This window comes from Sphingomonas sp. TF3 (assembly GCF_003985085.1).
GTDB lineage: Bacteria > Pseudomonadota > Alphaproteobacteria > Sphingomonadales > Sphingomonadaceae > Sphingomonas.
Genome location: NZ_RWKS01000001.1, coordinates 289,254 through 306,673, shown reverse-complemented (window position 1 = coordinate 306,673; position 17,420 = coordinate 289,254). Strand labels below are relative to the sequence as shown.

The window sequence follows — 17,420 nt, the reverse complement described above, 5'->3', positions numbered from 1 at the left end:
ATCCACAATCCGGCGCGCCTCCGTGCCGAAGCTCGGGGATCGCGGTTCCACCTGCCAACGGCGCATCCATTTGATCGATCGCTTCGTAAACGCATCATGGTCTCATTCGGTTCAGCAAAGTCACGCGACGGGCATGTGGCGATCAACCGTGTCGTGGCCTGAGCCGCCGCTCCTGCGCCGTCGCCTCGCGGCGATCGGCCTGTCGCTATGTGTTGCCGCGCTTGAACTGATCCTGGCATTTTGGGGGTTTTCCTTCGGGGTCCCGGTGCCCGGCTCTCCATCCCATGGCGCGAACGGCATCTCGGTGCCGCTCTCGGTCTTTAACCTTCAGGCGGTCGCGGCCACCCGCCCTGCCCAACGCGCGGCAAAGGCGACACCACTCCCAATACCCAAACCGAAACTGGCAAAGCCCGCACCTCTGGCGGTCGGGCCTGCCGCGATCGATCCTGATCTCGTCCCGAGTCACGAAGCGGATGAAGCGAGCCTCGCGGCGTTCGAGCCGCTATCGGGGCAGCACGGAGCGGAAGCGCCCTGTAGCCTGGCGCAGGATCTCGCGCGCGACCTCCAGGCCAACCCGCTTGCGCAACGTGCGCTAGAACGCATCCCGGCACGATCGACCTCGATCGCGGGTGCGTTGCTGCTGTGGGACGGTCGCTGGCTCATCGCCGATACCGATCCCGGCGCGGTGATGTTGCGCGAGATCGTGCTGCGCGAAGTGCTGGCCGCCAAGCCGGACTGCCTTGCCGCCGTGAACATTGGCCCGCAATTTCTGTTCGTGAGCAGCGGCAGCAAAACCACCACGATCGTGATCGGATCGGGCCAGTGGCGCTGGGGGGATTTGACGACCAGCCCATAATTTTTGGCACAATATTTTCGGCGGGGTGATCCGGATTTCGCGCGGCTGCGTAACGAAGGTGCGGTCCCAATCGGGGATCGATCCATATCCCCGGAGATAGCAGTGAAACCACGCACACGTAAATTCGTCGGGCTCATGTTGGCGACCACGGTCCTGGTGACCGATGCCGCCGCCAGCTTTGCCTCCAGCCACCGGGAAGCCCCCGGCATCACCAAGTCGCCGAAGACCGATTCGACCGACTTCTACATGTTCCGCAGCTACGAACCCGGTCGCGACCAATATGTCACGCTGATCGCAAACTATCAGCCGCTGCAGGATCCGGGCGGCGGCCCCAACTATTTCACGATGGATCCCGATGCGGTTTATGAAATCCACATCGACAATGTCGGCGATGCCAAGGAACATCTGACCTATCAGTTCAAGTTCAGCAACACGCTGCAAAATGGCGGCCTGATGCTCAACATCGGCGGCACCAATGTGGCGACCGCGCTGCGCCAGAGCGGCCCGGTGACCAAGACCACCGACCCGAATACCGCCGAAGTCGAATCCTATACCGTTACGCTGATCACGGGCGATCGCCACACCGGCACCCGCGCTGCGATCACCAACGCCGCAGGTGGCGGGACGACCTTCACCAAGCCGCTCGACAATACCGGCGTGAAGACGTTCCCCGATTATAACAGCTATGCCAAGCAGTTCGTTTACAACGTAAACATTCCCGGTTGCGGCATGCCGGGTCGTGTGTTCGTGGGTCAGCGCGCCGAAGCGTTCGCGGTCAATCTCGGCGGCATCTTCGACATGGTCAACTTCGTGCCGATCGAGGGCGATTCGGCACCGGGCGCGGGCGACAAGGGCGGTTTTCCGCTGGGCATCACCCAGAACCGCGCGAATGACGAACTGGTCGGCAAGAAGAACGTCACCAGCATCGCAATGGAAGTTCCGATCAGCTGCCTGACGCCCCAGGGCAGCAACGGCGTGATCGGCGGATGGCAGACGGCCAGCCTGCCGCAGGCGCGTCTGGTCGATCCCAAGGCAAGCTATGCCGCGCCGACGCTGTCGGGTGGTGCTTACACCCAGGTGTCGCGCCTGGCGATGCCGCTGGTGAACGAGCTTGTCATCGGCCTGCCCGACAAGGACAAGTTCAACGCATCGGACCCCAAGGATGATGCGCAGTTCGGCACCTATGTCACCAATCCGACCTATCCCGAAGTGCTCAACCAGCTCTTCCTCGCGCCGGTAAACCAATTGGCCAAGGCGAACTTCAAGACGCTCGCTCCGACCAACTTCCCGCGTGCCGATCTTGTGGCCACCTTCCTCACCGGCTTCAAGAATTTGAACCAGCTCGGCACCGTCACGGCTTCGGAAATGATGCGTCTGAACACCAATGTTCCGGTCACGCCGCAGGCGAAGCAGGCCAATCTCGGCGTCGCAGCCGGCGATCTGGCCGGCTACCCGAACGGTCGTCGTCCGGGCGATGATACGGTCGATATCACGCTGCGCGTTGCGATGGGCGCGTTGTGCTACCCCGTGCCGATCGGCGCGAACGGTGCTCCGACGGATCTTGGCCTGTGCAAGCCCGGCGATGCCCCGACCGGACAGGTGCCGTATACCGACGGTGCGCCGATCAGCGCCAATGATGTGCAGGGAACCTTCCCCTATCTGAACGCCCCGCTGCCTGGGACGCCGCTCTCCGCGCACCGGGTTGGCCAGTGACCGCCGTCTCCGAAAGGAATGGAAGCATGAGAAAAATCGCGCTCATCCTGTCGGTCTCCGGACTGGCGCTCGGACTGGCCGGTTGTTCTGGGTATAACGCCCCGACGCCGACGCCAACACCCACGCCGACGCCAAGCCCGGCATTCCAGGAGCAATTCGGGACCGGATTCAACAGCGCCTTCCAGGCGTCGCCCAACGCGACCCCGGCGGCGGTTAAGCCCGGCGACATCATCCCGGTCGATCCGGCGGCGACACCACAAACCCTGCCGAAATGAACGGTTGGGTCGGGCCTTTGTGGCCCGGCCCGATTGTCCAAGGCGACGGCCGCTGCGGTTCAACCGCAGCGGCCGTTTTGTTATCTTCGGTTCGGGCCGAGCCTGTCGAAGCCCCATCCCCCTCTGGCAAATCTCATGCGGAGCCGGCCCTTCGACAGGCTCAGGGCGAACGGGGACGCTAAAATCCGTAGCGCAAGCTGACGCGCACCTGGCGCGGTTCGACCGGGTGCAGGTGGTAATCGTCGACGCCGCCGCTCGCTTCGCCCTGCAGGCGCGAGGTGTAAAAGTAGGTGATGTCGGCGTCTTTCGCATCGAACACGTTCAGGACATCGACGCCAAGTTTCAACCGGCCCAGCGTGTAATATCCCCCGAAATTGACGAGCGTGGTCGGCTGCGAGCGGGCGCTGCCGTCTTCGATCAGCGGCGCGCTGCCAAAGTGGCGCAACCGTACCGACCCGGTGATTCCATGTCCGAAATCGACCGCCGCGCCGCCGGCCAGGACGTTGCCGACCGAATTGGGAATGCGATCCTGCCCGACCGCCACGTCGTGAAAGCGCGCATGGGTGAAGGCCGCCGATCCGTCGAGCGCGAGCCACGATGTCGGCCGCCAGAACAGCGTGGCCTCGGTTCCATAGCGACGGGTCGCGTCATTGGGTTCGGTCGTCCCGTCATCGCCCGAGAAGACCAGTTCAGACCCCAGCGTCAGATAATAGCCGACGATCGATGCGGTGAAGCGCTTATACTCCACGCGCGCGCCCAGCTCGACGCCGCGCGCCTTCACCAAAACCGGCAGGCGGTCGGCGGGCGCGCCGCTCTTGGGGTCTACCGTGATCGCGGCACCGCGCACGTCATTGGAGTGAAAGCTCTCGCCATAATTGGCATAGAGTTCGAGATGGTCGGTCGCGCGCCACGCAAGAGCAGCCTTTGGCCCGAGGATGGTGTCGGATCCGCTTCCGGAATTGGCGGCCTGCGTTTGTGCGTGCACATCATAGCCGTAAAGGTCGCCGCGCAACCCGAGGACGAGGCGCAGGCGCGGGGTCAGGGCAGCAGTCGCCTCGCCATATAAGGCAGCGCTATATTCCTCCACCCGGTCCTGCCGCACGGTGCCGATCGGCACGCCCTTGACGGTGTGATACAGGCCGATCTTGCCGATATGATCGTAGCGCGTGTCGCCACCGATCACGAATGTCACGGGCAGGCCGGCGATGGTGGTCGGCATGGTGTGGCGGATCGACCCGCCGAAAACGCCGCGCTGGTCGCGCTGTTGAAACTCGTCGCCATTGACCGGATCATCGAGGAAATAGGTGAAGTTGGAGGTCAGGCGGAAGCGGTAATAGAGGCCGAACAGCGAAACCTCGGTATTGTCGAAATGGCCGTTGCCGGTCAGCCCGATCCGCGTGGTTTCGCCGCCAAGAAAGGGATCGATATTGCCAAAGCGGCTGATCAAGCCGCTGTCGATCGCGCGGAGCGGCACTTGATCGGTGGAGTTCCAGGTCGCGTGATAGGCGGTCAAGCCGAGGCTGAAGCCGTCGCGCGTATATTTGGCAAGCGCATTCACCTTACGCAGCCGTTCCTTCAGCACCCACGGCCCATCGGACACCGTGCCATCGAGCCCGAGCAGCAGATCGCCGCCCGCCACCCCGGTGCTGCCCGCCGCCAACGCCCGATAATAGCCGAAACTCCCGGCGGTGACTTGCGCGATCGGCTGCGCCAGATGGTCGGCGGTGGTGAATTTGACCGTGCCGGCGGCCGAAAAATCCCCGACATCGGCAAAATAGGGGCCTTTGCGATAGTCGATCCGTTCGACCAGCTCGGGAATGAGGAAATTGAGATCGAGATAGCCCTGGCCATGGCCATGCGTGCGCATGTTGATCGGCACGCCATCGACGAACCCTGCGAAATCGGTGCCGTGGTCGAGGTTGAAGCCGCGCAGGAAATATTGATTGGCCTTGCCCGTGCCCGAATGCTGGGTCGCGATCACGCCCGGCACATTCTCGACCAACTCGCCAACCCGCGAGAGCGGTTTGTCCGCGAAATCCTTATAGCCGACAACACCCTGCGATCCCGAGGTGGCAATGCCGATCTGGGCGATGGCACGACCGTAGACGATGATGTCGTCGGGGTGCTGGGCGTCGGTCGGCGCCGGAAAATCGGGGGCTTGCGGCATATCTTGCGCGGCGGCGAGGTTCGTGACGACCGATTGCGCGATCAGCAAGGTGGCCGCCCCGCACAGCAGCTCTCGCCATTGTAGCGATCGCCCGGTGCCACGGTCCCGCGCGGCTTGGATCGCGCTTGCGGACGGGGTCTTTTGTGGCACGGGCGTTTCCCTTTTGTATGCAGTTTTTTGAAAAAGTTCACACGTGAAAGGGTACGTTTCGCGCCGTCGATTTGGTTGCCTCCGCTTGCAAAGAAATTCGGGGGAGCTGCGTTGGATAAAAATACCGTGCGGTCTCCCACTGCGATATGTGGGGACAATAGGAGCTCCCCAACGATGCAACGCGTCACCGTTTCGCTAGATCTCAGGATTGCGCCGCTGTTCGATGCGATGCTCAAGGAGCAGGGGTATCAAACGCGCTCGGAGGCAGTTCGCGATCTGGTGCGCGAGGCCGTGGAGACGCATCATCGCAACTCGACGACGGAGGGGGAGTGTGTCGCGAACCTTGCCTATGTCTATAGCCACAGCACGCGCTTGCTCGCGCAACGGTTGCTCGACATCAAGCATCAGCATCATGATCTCATCGTCTCGTCGACGCAGATCATTCTGGATCATACCAGCTTGTTCGAGACGGTTATTTTAAAGGGACCGACGCTTGCCGTTCGGGCGCTGGCGGATTTGATCCGCGCGGAACGGGGGGTGCGTTTCGGCTCGGTCAATGTGGTGGCGGTCGAACCCAATGGCGATCACCACACCGAAGGCGCGCACCACCACGCCAGCAAAAGCCATTTGTCGCCACTGCACGGCTGAGCGGACCGGCCGCGCGCATAAAATGAGCGGCGCGCCGAGGGTCGGCGCGCCGCTCCTCACTCTTCGTCAGAAGGCGTAGCTTACTGTGACCCGGTACGACCGCCCGAAGATCGGGCGCACGTCGGGCAGCGCGGCCCCTGGCCCGGCCAGGAAGCGCGGGTTGCCCTCGGTCAGGCCATGCGAGTTGGTCAGATTGTCGCCAGCCACCTGCAAGGTGTAGCCCTTGATCTTGGCGCGAAGCCCCGCGCTGACCGTCGCATAAGCAGGCAACAACTGGGTGTTGGCGAGATCGCTGTAGCGCTTCCCGATCGCTTCATAGGTGCCATAGAGCGTTAGGTCGCTGTCGTCCGCGATGCGGGTGGTATAGGTCGGCGTCACGCGAACCTGATAAGACGGAATACGTTGCGCATTCTTCCCGTCGATAGCCGGGATGCCTGGCGTGTCGGTCTTCGCATCTTCGAGCACGGCGTTGCCGGTGAACCCGAGGCCGCTCGCATGATGGTAGGATGCGTCGAGCTCAATGCCCTTGGTCTTCGAACCTGCAATTTGCGGGGGCACGCCAACGTCATTGTACACCGCGCCCACGACCTCGTCATAAAAGCCGGTCAGTGCGGCCTCGAAACCGCCGCCGCGATACTTCACACCGCCTTCATAGGAGCGCACGCTCCAGTTCAGGTCGAGCCGCGGCCCGGTATTGCCGAGCTGTGACCGCACATCGTCGAACGACGGCGAGTGATACCCCTGCGATATCCGGGCATAGACGTCGAGATTGCGCAGCGCACGGTAGTTGACGCCGACGGTCCACGGCGTGGCTTCGCGGTGGATTTTCGCTGCGTTGGGCAGGCCGTTGCCGGTGATGGTGAAATCGATATCGGTCCACTGGTGGCGCACCCCTGCGTCGATCCGCAGCGCTTCGGTGATGTTGAACGAATCCGACAGATAGACCGCGTTCACATCGGCGCGGCCGCGATCGGAAATGTCGAAGGCGGACAGGGTTCCATTATTGAGATTGACGAGATCGCCCGACCCGCCAACCTGCGTCCAGCGATTGCCGCCCAGACTCCATGCGTCATCCGAGGTGAAGTGCGAGAAATAATAGCCGAGATTGAGCGTGTTGGCACCGCGCTTGAAGTTCAGCACCGCTTCGTTGGAAACGTTCTGCAGCTTCTTTTCGACCAACCACGATCCGAATTGCTGCACATAGTCGGTCGCGGCGAGCGTTTGCCCGGTATTGAGCGTGCGCACCGTGGTCTGGCCGGGCGTGCCGGCAGTCGCCAGCGCGGTCGCAACCGTTACCGCGCCTGCCCCCGCCGGAACCAGGCCAGCCGTGCGCAGCGTGCCGCTGGTGAAACCAAACCGGTCGGTGACCGACAGGCCGCCGCCGAAATCGTAATCGAGGCTGGCACCGGTTACGACGCCCTTCCAGCCGCGCCCCTGGGCGAGATCGACTCGCTCGGTCGCACCGCTGCCCGCCGCACCGGGCGAAATGATCGTCGCATAGCGGGTATATTGGTTGAGCTGGTTGTAGCGGCCCAGATCTAGACCCGGCACGTTGGCCGCGAAGGGCAGGAACCATTCACCGTGATCGTCGGTGTAGCGCGCGAAAATGTTGAATTTGCCGCCCGCGAACTTCTTTGTGATGTTCGCGGTGAATTGCTGGCCCTTTTCGGTGTCGAACCCGGCGCGTCGCACGCTGTCCCCGCGCGAAATATAGCCGCCGACCATGTAATAGAGGTCGTCCGCGACCTTGCCGCTGAGATAGCCGTCGGTTCGCCAGGCGCTATAGTCGGTGATCGATGCGCCGATGCTGCCATGCGTCACTTCGCCGCCTTCACGCAGGCGCAAATTGGTGGTGAGACCGGCCTGGCCGTCCGAATAGAGCGACTGCGGGCCGCCATTGACGCCCTCGATTCCGGCGACGGTCTCGTCGATCCGGACCAACCCCGTCTGGTCCATGAAGGAGAGGCTGCTGACCCCGTAGACCGGGATCCCGTTGAACTGCAGCGTCACGAACGGTGCGTCCCCGGTGCTGGGGATGCCGCGCACGAAGATGTTGGAGGTGCCGACGCCGCCAGAGCTTTCCACCCAGACGCCAGGAATCGATTTGAGCGCGTCGCCCGAACTCTTCGGGGCCTGCAGCTTCAAGTCGTCGGCGGAAAGGGTGGTGATCGAGTAACCGGCCTCGAGCTTGTTGATTCCGCTGCCCGCGGGGCGCCCGGTGACGACAATGTCGGTTTGGTCGGCTGTGTCAGCCGGTGCGCTGACCGCTGGTTGCGCTGTCGGCGAAGGGACGTCCTGGGCGGCAGCGGGGCTGGCCAGTGCGATCGCCAGCGCGACCCCCGAAACGGCGACCAAAGAGCGATTGCGCGAAACTTTCATCTTCCTCTCCCTCACGCCGCATTCCTGCTCGGGAACCGGCTATGACAGGAGGGATACACGTCTATGAATTGCATTTCAATGGTTTGTTACAGTTCGCGGAATGTTGAAAAATATAGCGGAAAAACAATCGTATAAGGCGCTAGTGGTGCCGCTCGACCTGCCGGGTCCGGGGTTTGGCGGGGCAAACCCAAACGGCAGCTCGCCCGCCTCGTGAGAAGCACGTGTTGCATCACCTTCCCGTCCATGCGTATTTCATCGCATTCAGGCGGGGTGGGCAGTTTCACCGTCTATCGGGAATCCGTTTCAACGACCGCCTGCCTGCCCGGGAAATGAGGAGCCCTGTCTTGCGTCGACGCGCCATGGATTTGAACATGGGGGACATTGCCCAGCTTGCGAACGTGTCAAAGCCAACGGTGTCGCGCGTTCTCAACAACAGCCCGCTGGTCAATGCGGAAACGCGCGAGCGTGTCCTGCGCGTGGCGCGCGAACATGGCTATGCGATCAATCGCAACGCACAGAAGCTGCGGCAGGCGCGTAACGACACTGTCGCGGTGGTGCTCGATTTCGGATCGCATCGTGCGGGGCGGATTGCCGACCCGTTCATCTTTGAATTGCTGGCAGGCGTTTCGGAGGCATTGTCGGTCCGCAACCAGGACCTGTTATTGTCGCCCCCCAGCCTCACCGACGTGCAAAGCCATCTCGACCTGATCAGTTCGCGCGTGGCGGACGGCTTCATTTTCCTCGGCCAGGGTGTGCGCGAACCGATGCTGCGCGATCTTGCGCGCGCCGGTGCGGCGTTTGTCGTGTGGGGCGGGGTCGATCCCAAGGAACCCTATTGCTCGGTCGGCAGCGACAATCGGCTTGGCGGGCAGCTTGCCGGTGAGCTGTTCGTCAAACGCCAGGCCAAACGCTGGTTGTATGTCGGCAACATCGCCCATTCCGAAATCCGCATGCGCTATGACGGCCTGTGCGAGGTTGCCGCCAAGCACGGCGATGTCAGCGTGGCGCATCTCGATGTCGAGCAGATGGCCTATGCCTCCACCTATCAAAGCATGGTGGCGTGGCTGCAGAAGAATCCCCCGCCCGACGCCGTTTTCGCCTTTTCGGATACCGCTGCGATCGCGATCGTTGCCGCGTTCCGCGAATTCGGGCTGGAAGCGCCGACCGACTACGCATTGTGCGGCTATAACAACATTCCGCCCGCCGCCGATTTCACGCCCGCGCTGACGACGATCGAGCAGGAAACCCATTTGGCGGGCGCAATTCTGGTCGAAAAGCTGATGCAGATCCTCGAAGGCGGCAGGCCCAAATCGAGCCTGTTGCCGACGCGGCTGATCGTCCGTCAGACCTGAGGCGCGCTCGGGGACAGCCGCAAAACGCGGTCGAGATCGACATCGGCGGTTGCCGCGAAGACCAAATCGGCTTTGGCCAAAATCTCGCGGTCGCCAATCCCGATCGCCACCATGCTGGCGGCCTTGATTGCGTCCACGCCAGCCGCCGCGTCCTCAAAGCCGACACACTCGGCCGGCCCCACGCCCAAGCCCGTCGCGCAAGCAAGAAAGATGTCCGGCGCAGGTTTCGAGTGCGCCACTTTTGCCGCATCGGCGACGAAATCAACGGCACCCGAGAGCCCGGCCCGCTCCAGCACGACCGTGGCATTCCGACTGGCGGAGGCGACCCCTAGCAGCAACCCGCGTTCGCGCGCCTGCGCCAGCAATGCCGCAGCACCGGGCAGCACGTCGGCGTCGCTCATCGTCGTCAGGGCATCGAGGTAGAAGCCGTTCTTGCGGGCGGCGAGGTGCTCTTTCGCGGGCAGGTCCAGCGTGCGGCCCCCAAGCCGCAGGATGTGCTCGAGCGACCCCATGCGATCGACGCCCTTCAGCGCTTCATTGTCGTCCGCGTCGAAGGGAATATCGAGCTCATCGGCGATCCGTTTCCAGGCGACGAAATGCAGACGCGCGCTGTCGACCAGCACGCCATCCAGATCGAAAAGTGCGGCGCGGAAGGTCATGATACGGTCGCTCGCGCGTTCTGGATTTCCGAGGACGTCGCCACATCGACGCCCGCGATGCGGATCTGCACGGCGTGGTCGCCCCGCACCGATACGCGCGCGGTGGCACCGGAGACCGTCACTTCGACCGGCACACCGCGATAGGTGATGGAAAAGCGGTATTCGGGCAGGCCGGGAATCTCGACCGGATCGAAACAGAGCGTGTCGCCCTCGACTCGCATCCCGGCAAAGCCCATCGCCAGCGTCGTCCAGCTTCCCGCCAAGGCGGCCATATGCAGCCCGTGATCGGTATTGCCGAACAGATCGGACAAATCGGTCAGCGCGGCGACACGCCAATAGTGCGCCGCGCGCGCGCCATCGCCCGCACGCGCCGCTGCGGTGGCGAAGGCACTGGCGGACAGGGTCGAATCGTGGGTCGTCGTCGCCTCATAGGTCTCGACCATCCGCTGCCGCATGGTGTCGGCGAAGGCTTCGGGGAGCAGCGCCACTGCCAGCACTGCGTCCGCCTGCTTCGACACCCGCCGCCGATAAATGGCGAGCGGGTGGAAGTGCAGCAGCAGCGGATATTTCTCCGGCGGGGTGTCGGCGAACGGCCATGGATCGAGCGCGAAATAGCCATCGTCCTGCGCATAGACCTGCCGTGCATCGTCAAACGGCAGGAGCATCGCGTCGGCAGCACGCACCATCCGCGCGGCTTCCGCCGCATCCAGTAGCGACAGTGCCAGCCCTTCGCGCGCGGCGAAGCGCAAATGCCGTGCGGCCATCACATTGGTATAGAGGTTGTTGTCGACGATCGCCGAATATTCATCGGGGCCGGTCACGCGGTTGATGACGAAGGCATCGTCGCGATCCCCATCATGGTATCCGATCGCCAGCCAGATGCGCGCGGTCTCCACCAGCATCGCCGCCCCGCCCTGGTTGAGAATCGTGCGGTCGCCGGTCGCCGCAAGATAGGTTTCCAGCGCGTAGGCGATGTCGGCGTTGATGTGATATTGCGCAGGCCCGGCGGGGAAATAGGAGGAGCATTCGTGCCCGCCGATCGTTCGCCAAGGATAGAGCGCACCCTCGGTCTGGCCCATCGCGCGGGCATTGTCGCGGGCGGCATCCAGACCCGAAATCCGCCATGCGAGCATCGCCCGGGCAATCGCCGGTTGCGTGAAGGCAAATACCGGCAGCACGTAGAGATCGGCATCCCAGAAGACATGGCCTTCATAGCCCTCACCGGTCTGCCCCTTGGCCCCGATCGAGGTCTTGCCGTCGCGCCCGACTGCCATCGTCAATTCCGCAAGCGCATAGCGGATCGCCAGTTCGGTTTCGGGCTGGTCCGGAATGCTGACAGTGCTGCTCGACCAGAAGTCGGCGAACCATGCGGTCTGTTCCGCCAGCAACGCGTCATAGCCCCGCGCTTGCGCCGCGTTGAGCGTGGCAAGCAGCGGCTCCAGTACGGGTTCGTCGCGCGCGGCCTGATAGCCCGACACGAAATCGACCTCGACCAAATTGCCGGCGGTACGGCGTCCGATTTCCTGCATCGCGCTCGCCACCACGAAGCCGCTGCGGTGCAGGCGGTCGGTGCGCGCCGCGATGCCGGGACCGGCGCGGAGCTCGAGCTTGCGCCACGGGCTGTCGGCGAGGGTGGGCGCGATGCGCGGATCGTAAATCGCGTCGCTTTGCGGTTCGGCAGCGACGGGTGCCTCGCTGCCAGGAGGCGGCGTCACCAACGGCGTTACCACCACGTCTTTTCCTGCGGGAAACCGGACGCGGGTGAGGACGAGTGCGGTTTGCGCCATCGACACGAATTGTTCGATCGTTACGTCGATACCACCGGCCCGCACCGTTTCGGCGCGGAGGCAGCGCGTGAGATCAAGCGTGACAGCGCTCGCTGCTGCAGCGGGCTGGCCCTCGACCACGATCGCTGGCCGGGTCGCATCCGCCACCGCGAGCCGCAGGTCCGTTTCGCGCGCATAGCCATGCGCCGCCTCATGATAGGCAATCGGCATGCGCTCATAAACGCCGTTCAGATAGACCCTAGGCGCATCCGCCCCGTCTCCCGGGCCGCGCATTCCGATAAAGCCGTTGCCGATCGAAAACAGCGCCGGAACATGGTGCAGCTGCAGGGTCTGGCCTTCGGCAGCCAGGCACCAGCCATCGCGCGCAAAACGCATGGCAGCAAACGACGCTTCCGGTAATGACCGCCCCACGCAAACTCTCTCCTGACACGGCGCATGCGCGCCGGATTTGCCAATGATATGCATTTCATAATAGGAGGTGGTCAAGACAATAAGCCGGATAGGCGATCCGGCAGGGGAGGACCATGAACCGAACACGATTGATCGTCGGGCTTGCCCTGACCTATGCGGTTTTTGCCGTGCTGCTCAACAGCGTGGGCACCGTGATCCTGCAATCGATCGAATCCTTCCATATCACCAAGGGCGCGGCGAGTTCGCTCGAGGGATTCAAGGACCTGTCGATCGCGGCGACGAGCTTTCTGCTCGCCGCGCAGCTTCCGCGCTTCGGATTGCGCCGCGCGATGGTCGTCGCGCTCGGGGTCGTAGCGCTTGCATGTCTGGCGATGCCGCTGGCACCGGGTTTCTGGACCACCCGACTGATGTTCCTTGCGGTCGGGGTCGGCTTCGGCGTGGCCAAGGTTTCGGTCTATAGTTTCGTTGGCCTGCTGACCAAGGACAGCACGCAGCACGCTTCCCTGCTCAATGTGATCGAGGGCGTGTTCATGCTCGGGGTGCTGAGCGGATACTGGATCTTCGCGGCCTTCATCAACCCGGTCAATCCGGCGGACCCGCAGTGGCTGAACGTCTATTACGGGCTCGCGGCGGCAAGCGGGGTTGCATTGGTGCTGTTGGCTCTAACCCCTTTTGACGAGGGCGCAGCGATCGAATCGACGGGCACTTCACCCGAGAGTGCGCGCCAGAAATTCGGCGAAATGCTCGCGCTCGCCTGGCGGCCGCTGACGCTGAGCTTTATCGCGGCGATCTTCTGCTATGTGCTGGTCGAGCAAGGCATCGGGTCGTGGCTTCCGACCTTCAATCGGGAATTGCTCGGTCTGTCGGCGCAAATGAGCGTGCAGGCGGCGTCGATCTTCGCGGTGTGCCTGGCGCTTGGGCGGCTGGGGGCTGGCGTCGTCGTACGGCGGACCGGCTGGTTTCCGCTGGTCTGCGGCTGTCTTGCCGGGATGGCGCTGCTGATGCTGGCGGTGCTGCCGCTCGCCGCCGGGCATCATGGCCGTGTAACCGGCTGGGCGGGAGCGCCGATCGCGGCGTATCTTTTGCCGATGATCGGCTTGTTGATGGCGCCGATCTACCCGGCGCTGAATTCGGCGATCCTGTCGTCGATGCGGCCGCAGGAGCAGCCCGCGATGGTTGGCCTGATCGTCGTCTTTTCCGCGCTGGGCGGCACCACCGGGTCGTTCATCGTCGGGCATCTCCTGGCGGCGTTCAGCGGAACGGTTGGGTTTTATGTCCTGCTTGTGCCGATCGTGCTGCTGATTGGTGCGGCAACGATGATCCAGCGACTGGCGACACACCCCAACACCCCTCGGGCAATCAAGGAAGGATAGGGTTGCCTAGCTGCCAATCCCATTAAGCGTCGCCAGCGCGTCGTCCGGCAGGTTCAGCGAGGCGGCAGCCAGGTTTTCGTGCAAGTGCGCGGTCGACGAGGTCCCGGGGATCAGCAGGATGTTGGGCGAGCGCCGCAACAGCCATGCGAGCGCCACCTGCAGGGGCGTCGCGCGGAGGTCGCGGGCGACCGCGTTCAATCGGGACGATTGCAACGGGCTGAAGCCCCCCAGCGGGAAAAACGGTACGAAGGCGATGCTGTCCTCTGACAGCGCATCGATCAGCGCGTCGTCGCTGCGGTGGGCGATATTGTACTGGTTCTGCACACAGACGATCGGCGCGAGCGCTCTCGCCTCCGCAACCTGTGCTGCGGTCACGTTGCTGAGACCAAGGTGACGGATCAAACCTTCCTCACGCATGCCGACAAGGGCTTGGAAGGGGACGCGGATCGAGCCCTCGGCCGGTCCTGCATTGCCACCGCCCAGCATGGAACGGAAATTGACCACCTCAAGCGTGTCCAGCCCCAGATGGCGCAGGTTGTCTTCAACCGCGCGGCGCAGGTCGTCGGGCGAGTCTGCGAGGTTCCAGGAACCATCGTCCCCGCGTACCGCGCCGACCTTCGTGACGAGAACAAGATCCTCGGCATAGGGCGATAGTGCCTCGCGGATGAGCATATTGACGACGTGCGGGCCATAAAAGTCGCTGGTGTCGATATGGTTCACGCCTGCGTCCACGGCGTCGCGCAGCACTGCAATCGCGGCGTCGCGGTCTTTCGGCGGCCCGAATACGTGCGGCCCGGCGAGTTGCATGGCACCATATCCCATCCGCCTTACCGCGCGGTCGCCAAGGGTGAAGCTGCCTGCCTGATCAATCGGGTGCATGGGATTGTCTCCTTCCTGCTCAAGCTAGGGCATGGCGACTATGGTGATAATCCGGCATGATCAGCACGGGCTGTGCGGAAAGGCAGACAATGAACCAGAGCCTGACCGACCTGAACGCGTTTCTGGCGGTGGCGCGCGCGCGCGGCTTTCGCGAAGCGTCCCGAACTGCGGGTGTCAGCGCCTCGACGTTGAGCGAGGCCGTGCGTCGGCTGGAGGCGTCGCTCGGGGTCCGGCTGCTCCACCGCACGACGCGCAGCGTCGCTCCCACCGAGGCCGGCGCGCGCCTGCTCGAACGGCTCGCGCCTGCTCTGGGCGAGGTGGAAGCGGCGCTTGGCGCGGTGGGAGACTTGCGCGATGGCCTGACCGGCACGCTCAAGCTGAACGTACCGGTTAGCGCGGCGCGGCTGATCTTGTCGGCAATCCTGCCCGGTTTTCTCCAGGCCCATCCCGGCATAAAGGTCGAGATCATCGCCGAAGACGGTTTTGTGGACATGTTGGCGGCGGGTTGCGACGCGGGCATTCGCTACGACGACAAGCTGGAACAGGACATGATCGCGCTGCCGATCGGGCCGCGAGTGCAACGCTTCGCGACCGCTGCCTCCCCGAAGCATCTGGATCGGTATGGTCGGCCTTCGCACCCGCGCGACTTGCTCCGGCATCCGTGCATTCTCGGTCGCTTCGCCAGTGGTCGGTTGACGTCTCCCTGGGAATTCGAGCGCGACGGCGAGATCGTTCGGATCGAGCCGCGGGCCCGGCTGGTCGTTGGCGTTGGGGGAGCTATAGATCTCGGCGTCGAAGCGGCCATCGCCGGCGTTGGCGTGATCCACCTTTTCGAAGACTGGCTTCGGCCGCCTCTGGCGAGCCATGCGCTCGAGCCGGTGTTGGAGGCGTGGTGGCAGCCTTTTCCCGGTCCTTTTCTCTACCATTCCAGTCGCAAGCTCGTGCCACCGCCGCTCCGGGCGTTTATCGATTACGTCGCCCGCCTGGCCCCGTCCGGTTGAACCGCTTGCCGGCACGTCGCGATCAGCATTTGGCGCAGCCAGCGGTGTGCCGGATCGGCGTCGAGGCGCGGATGCCACATCACGCTGATCGAAAGATCCGGCGTCGTCACCGGCAGCTCGAACGCTACGAGGCCCTCCGTTGCCGCCGCTCCGCCTCGCAGGCACGCGTGCGGCACCAGCGCGATAAGGTCCGAACGGCGGGCGATGTCGAGCGCGTCGAGGAAGCTCGATACGATCGCGACGATGTCGCGCCGCAGCCCAAGTGCGTCGAGTGCGTCGTCCACCGGTCCGCTCGACGCGCCGCGCCGCGATGCGATAACGTGGCGGCACGCTGCGTAGCGGTGTGGCGTGATTGCGCCGTCCAATAGCGCGTGCCCGCGCCGTGCCACACCGACGAAGCGATCGCGAAACAGCAATTGGCTGCGCAGCTCGGGAGCCGAGGCTTCCATTGTGCCGATTTCCACGTCGATCGTGCCGTCGCGCAGCGGCACCGCCGCTTTGTCCGGTTTCGGCGCGAAGCGCAGCCGCACGTGCGGTGCCGCCGTGGTGATCGCTGCGACCAAAGCTGCCGCGAACACCGAGACGAACCCTTCATTGGCGCGAATCGTGAAGGTCCGCACGAGTGTCGCCGGATCGATATGTTCGATCGTCGGCGTAAGCACCGACCGCGCTTCCTGCGCGATCCTGTGGACGCGTCCAGCCAATTGTTCCGCATAGGGCGTCGGGACGAGCGCCCGTCCGGCCTGGACCAGCAACGGGTCGCCGGTCGCAACGCGCAGCCGCGCCAGCGTCCGGCTCATCGCCGAAACGCTTAGGCCGAGCTGCCGGGCGGCGGCGGTGACGCTGCATTCGCTGAGCAGCACATCAAGCGCGGTCAGCAGGTTCAGATCGATTGGCGGCATCCCCATCCCCTAGCCGGATCTGCATGCCAGACATGGCGTCAGACGCAATTGTTCTTTGCATTCTATGCGTCTGGCGCGTGCGCTGCCCATCCTCGACATCGGGCCCGGCAGAGCAACAAAGGAAGACCCTCATGACCATTTCAACCGATCGCGGCACGCTCCTTCTGGTGGGCGCATCCCGAGGCCTCGGCCACGCATTGGCGGCGGAGTTCGTCAAAAAGGGCTGGCACGTTATCGGCACGGTGCGAGAGACGGACCGGACCGATTTGCATGATCTTGCCGAGGCCCATCCGGGCCAGGTTGCGATCGAAGCGCTCGACGTCACCGAACCCTCCCAGATCGCGGCGTTGCACGACCGCCTCGCGGATCGCGCGATCGACCTGCTGTTCGTCAACGCGGGCACCGCCAACCGCAATGCGATGGAGACGATCGCGGAGGTCCCCACCGACGAATTTGTGCACGTCATGCTGACCAACACGCTCGGCGTGATGCGGGCGGTGGAAGGCCTTCAGGATCTTGTGCCGCGCACGGGCCTGATCGGCGTGATGTCGTCGGGCCAGGGCAGCATCGCCAACAATACAAACGGTGGCTTTGAGGTCTATCGCGGCAGCAAGGCCGCGCTCAACCAAGCTATGCGCAGCTTTGCCGCCCGCCATGCCGGCGATCCACGTGCGATGGTGCTGATGGCACCAGGCTGGATCCGCACCGCGCTTGGCGGACCGCACGCGCCCTTCAGCATCGCGGAGACCATGCCGCAACTGGCCGACACTTTGCTCGCCCAAAGGGGTACGCCGGGGCTGCGCTTCATCGACCGCTTTGGCGCGTCGGTGCCGTGGTGATCACGGGATCGATCGGGGATTGGGTGATG

Annotated in this window: 14 protein-coding genes; 8 read left to right on the top strand and 6 right to left on the bottom strand. The window is 63.9% G+C overall.

Going from position 1 to position 17,420, the window contains the following annotated elements; genetic code table 11:
• Positions 1 to 148 precede the first annotated feature (148 nt).
• The 3 genes from EJC47_RS01265 (at position 149) to EJC47_RS01255 (ending at position 2,844) form a co-directional block, all read left to right on the top strand.
• A complete protein-coding gene (locus tag EJC47_RS01265) occupies positions 149 to 856 on the top strand; it encodes a hypothetical protein (RefSeq protein ID WP_126845156.1) in 708 nt (235 codons plus the stop codon).
• Positions 857 to 958: 102 nt separating this feature from the next.
• Positions 959 to 2,569: a DUF4331 domain-containing protein gene (locus tag EJC47_RS01260; RefSeq protein WP_260591432.1), complete on the top strand. Its 1,611-nt coding sequence runs from the start codon at positions 959 to 961 to the stop codon at positions 2,567 to 2,569.
• A gap of 26 nt (positions 2,570 to 2,595) precedes the next feature.
• Positions 2,596 to 2,844, top strand: coding sequence for a hypothetical protein (locus EJC47_RS01255; RefSeq protein ID WP_126845155.1), 249 nt, complete (start codon positions 2,596 to 2,598; stop codon positions 2,842 to 2,844).
• A 178-nt stretch (positions 2,845 to 3,022) separates the two neighbouring features.
• On the opposite strand, the gene EJC47_RS01250 is transcribed toward EJC47_RS01255, so the two are convergent.
• Positions 3,023 to 5,161: a TonB-dependent receptor gene (locus tag EJC47_RS01250; RefSeq protein WP_126845154.1), complete on the bottom strand. Its 2,139-nt coding sequence runs from the start codon at positions 5,159 to 5,161 to the stop codon at positions 3,023 to 3,025.
• A gap of 174 nt (positions 5,162 to 5,335) precedes the next feature.
• Here EJC47_RS01250 and nikR point away from each other — a divergent pair, with 174 nt between their 5' ends.
• Positions 5,336 to 5,809 (top strand): nickel-responsive transcriptional regulator NikR, encoded by a 474-nt coding sequence (gene nikR / locus EJC47_RS01245; RefSeq protein ID WP_010406720.1) that lies wholly within the window; start codon positions 5,336 to 5,338, stop codon positions 5,807 to 5,809.
• Positions 5,810 to 5,875: 66 nt separating this feature from the next.
• Here the strand turns inward: nikR and EJC47_RS01240 are convergent, their stop codons facing one another.
• Positions 5,876 to 8,188 carry a TonB-dependent receptor gene (locus tag EJC47_RS01240; RefSeq protein ID WP_126845153.1) on the bottom strand — a complete coding sequence of 771 codons (2,313 nt, stop codon included), beginning with the start codon at positions 8,186 to 8,188 and terminating at the stop codon, positions 5,876 to 5,878.
• Positions 8,189 to 8,559: 371 nt separating this feature from the next.
• On the opposite strand from EJC47_RS01240, the gene EJC47_RS01235 reads away from it, so the two are divergent.
• Entirely contained in the window at positions 8,560 to 9,540 is a 981-nt protein-coding gene (locus EJC47_RS01235) for a LacI family DNA-binding transcriptional regulator (protein WP_260591431.1), read from the top strand.
• Here EJC47_RS01235 and pgmB read toward each other — a convergent pair.
• On the bottom strand, positions 9,531 to 10,199 hold the full coding sequence (gene pgmB, locus EJC47_RS01230) for a beta-phosphoglucomutase (RefSeq protein WP_126845152.1): 669 nt from the start codon (positions 10,197 to 10,199) through the stop codon (positions 9,531 to 9,533). The genes EJC47_RS01235 and pgmB overlap by 10 nt on opposite strands.
• Positions 10,196 to 12,361 (bottom strand): glycoside hydrolase family 65 protein, encoded by a 2,166-nt coding sequence (locus EJC47_RS01225; RefSeq protein WP_126845151.1) that lies wholly within the window; start codon positions 12,359 to 12,361, stop codon positions 10,196 to 10,198. The genes pgmB and EJC47_RS01225 overlap by 4 nt, the downstream gene beginning before the upstream one ends.
• A gap of 149 nt (positions 12,362 to 12,510) precedes the next feature.
• Here EJC47_RS01225 and EJC47_RS01220 point away from each other — a divergent pair, with 149 nt between their 5' ends.
• Positions 12,511 to 13,770 (top strand): MFS transporter, encoded by a 1,260-nt coding sequence (locus EJC47_RS01220; protein ID WP_033964051.1) that lies wholly within the window; start codon positions 12,511 to 12,513, stop codon positions 13,768 to 13,770.
• Between the two features lie 6 nt (positions 13,771 to 13,776).
• On the opposite strand, the gene EJC47_RS01215 is transcribed toward EJC47_RS01220, so the two are convergent.
• Positions 13,777 to 14,649, bottom strand: a complete 873-nt coding sequence (locus EJC47_RS01215; protein ID WP_126845150.1) for an aldo/keto reductase family oxidoreductase — start codon at positions 14,647 to 14,649, stop codon at positions 13,777 to 13,779.
• An 89-nt stretch (positions 14,650 to 14,738) separates the two neighbouring features.
• Between EJC47_RS01215 and EJC47_RS01210 the strand changes: the two genes are divergently transcribed.
• Positions 14,739 to 15,650, top strand: coding sequence for a LysR family transcriptional regulator (locus EJC47_RS01210; protein ID WP_033964054.1), 912 nt, complete (start codon positions 14,739 to 14,741; stop codon positions 15,648 to 15,650).
• Here EJC47_RS01210 and EJC47_RS01205 read toward each other — a convergent pair.
• Positions 15,620 to 16,552, bottom strand: coding sequence for a LysR family transcriptional regulator (locus tag EJC47_RS01205; RefSeq protein ID WP_126845149.1), 933 nt, complete (start codon positions 16,550 to 16,552; stop codon positions 15,620 to 15,622). The two genes, EJC47_RS01210 and EJC47_RS01205, sit on opposite strands and share 31 nt — an antisense overlap.
• 131 nt (positions 16,553 to 16,683) lie before the next feature.
• On the opposite strand from EJC47_RS01205, the gene EJC47_RS01200 reads away from it, so the two are divergent.
• Positions 16,684 to 17,391: an SDR family oxidoreductase gene (locus EJC47_RS01200; protein WP_033964056.1), complete on the top strand. Its 708-nt coding sequence runs from the start codon at positions 16,684 to 16,686 to the stop codon at positions 17,389 to 17,391.
• The last annotated feature ends 29 nt before the right edge of the window (positions 17,392 to 17,420 follow it).

Excerpts from the sequence above, each read along its gene's own strand:
- EJC47_RS01220 (WP_033964051.1), top strand. The coding sequence starts at position 12,511 with ATGAACCGAACACGATTGATCGTCGGGCTTGCCCTGACCTATGCGGTT.
- EJC47_RS01235 (WP_260591431.1), top strand. The coding sequence starts at position 8,560 with ATGGGGGACATTGCCCAGCTTGCGAACGTGTCAAAGCCAACGGTGTCG.
- EJC47_RS01255 (WP_126845155.1), top strand. The coding sequence starts at position 2,596 with ATGAGAAAAATCGCGCTCATCCTGTCGGTCTCCGGACTGGCGCTCGGA.
- nikR (WP_010406720.1), top strand. The coding sequence starts at position 5,336 with ATGCAACGCGTCACCGTTTCGCTAGATCTCAGGATTGCGCCGCTGTTC.
- EJC47_RS01210 (WP_033964054.1), top strand. The coding sequence starts at position 14,739 with ATGAACCAGAGCCTGACCGACCTGAACGCGTTTCTGGCGGTGGCGCGC.
- EJC47_RS01205 (WP_126845149.1), bottom strand. The coding sequence starts at position 16,552 with ATGCCGCCAATCGATCTGAACCTGCTGACCGCGCTTGATGTGCTGCTC.
- EJC47_RS01200 (WP_033964056.1), top strand. The coding sequence starts at position 16,684 with ATGACCATTTCAACCGATCGCGGCACGCTCCTTCTGGTGGGCGCATCC.
- EJC47_RS01215 (WP_126845150.1), bottom strand. The coding sequence starts at position 14,649 with ATGCACCCGATTGATCAGGCAGGCAGCTTCACCCTTGGCGACCGCGCG.
- EJC47_RS01240 (WP_126845153.1), bottom strand. The coding sequence starts at position 8,188 with ATGAAAGTTTCGCGCAATCGCTCTTTGGTCGCCGTTTCGGGGGTCGCG.
- EJC47_RS01225 (WP_126845151.1), bottom strand. The coding sequence starts at position 12,361 with ATGCGTTTTGCGCGCGATGGCTGGTGCCTGGCTGCCGAAGGCCAGACC.
- pgmB (WP_126845152.1), bottom strand. The coding sequence starts at position 10,199 with ATGACCTTCCGCGCCGCACTTTTCGATCTGGATGGCGTGCTGGTCGAC.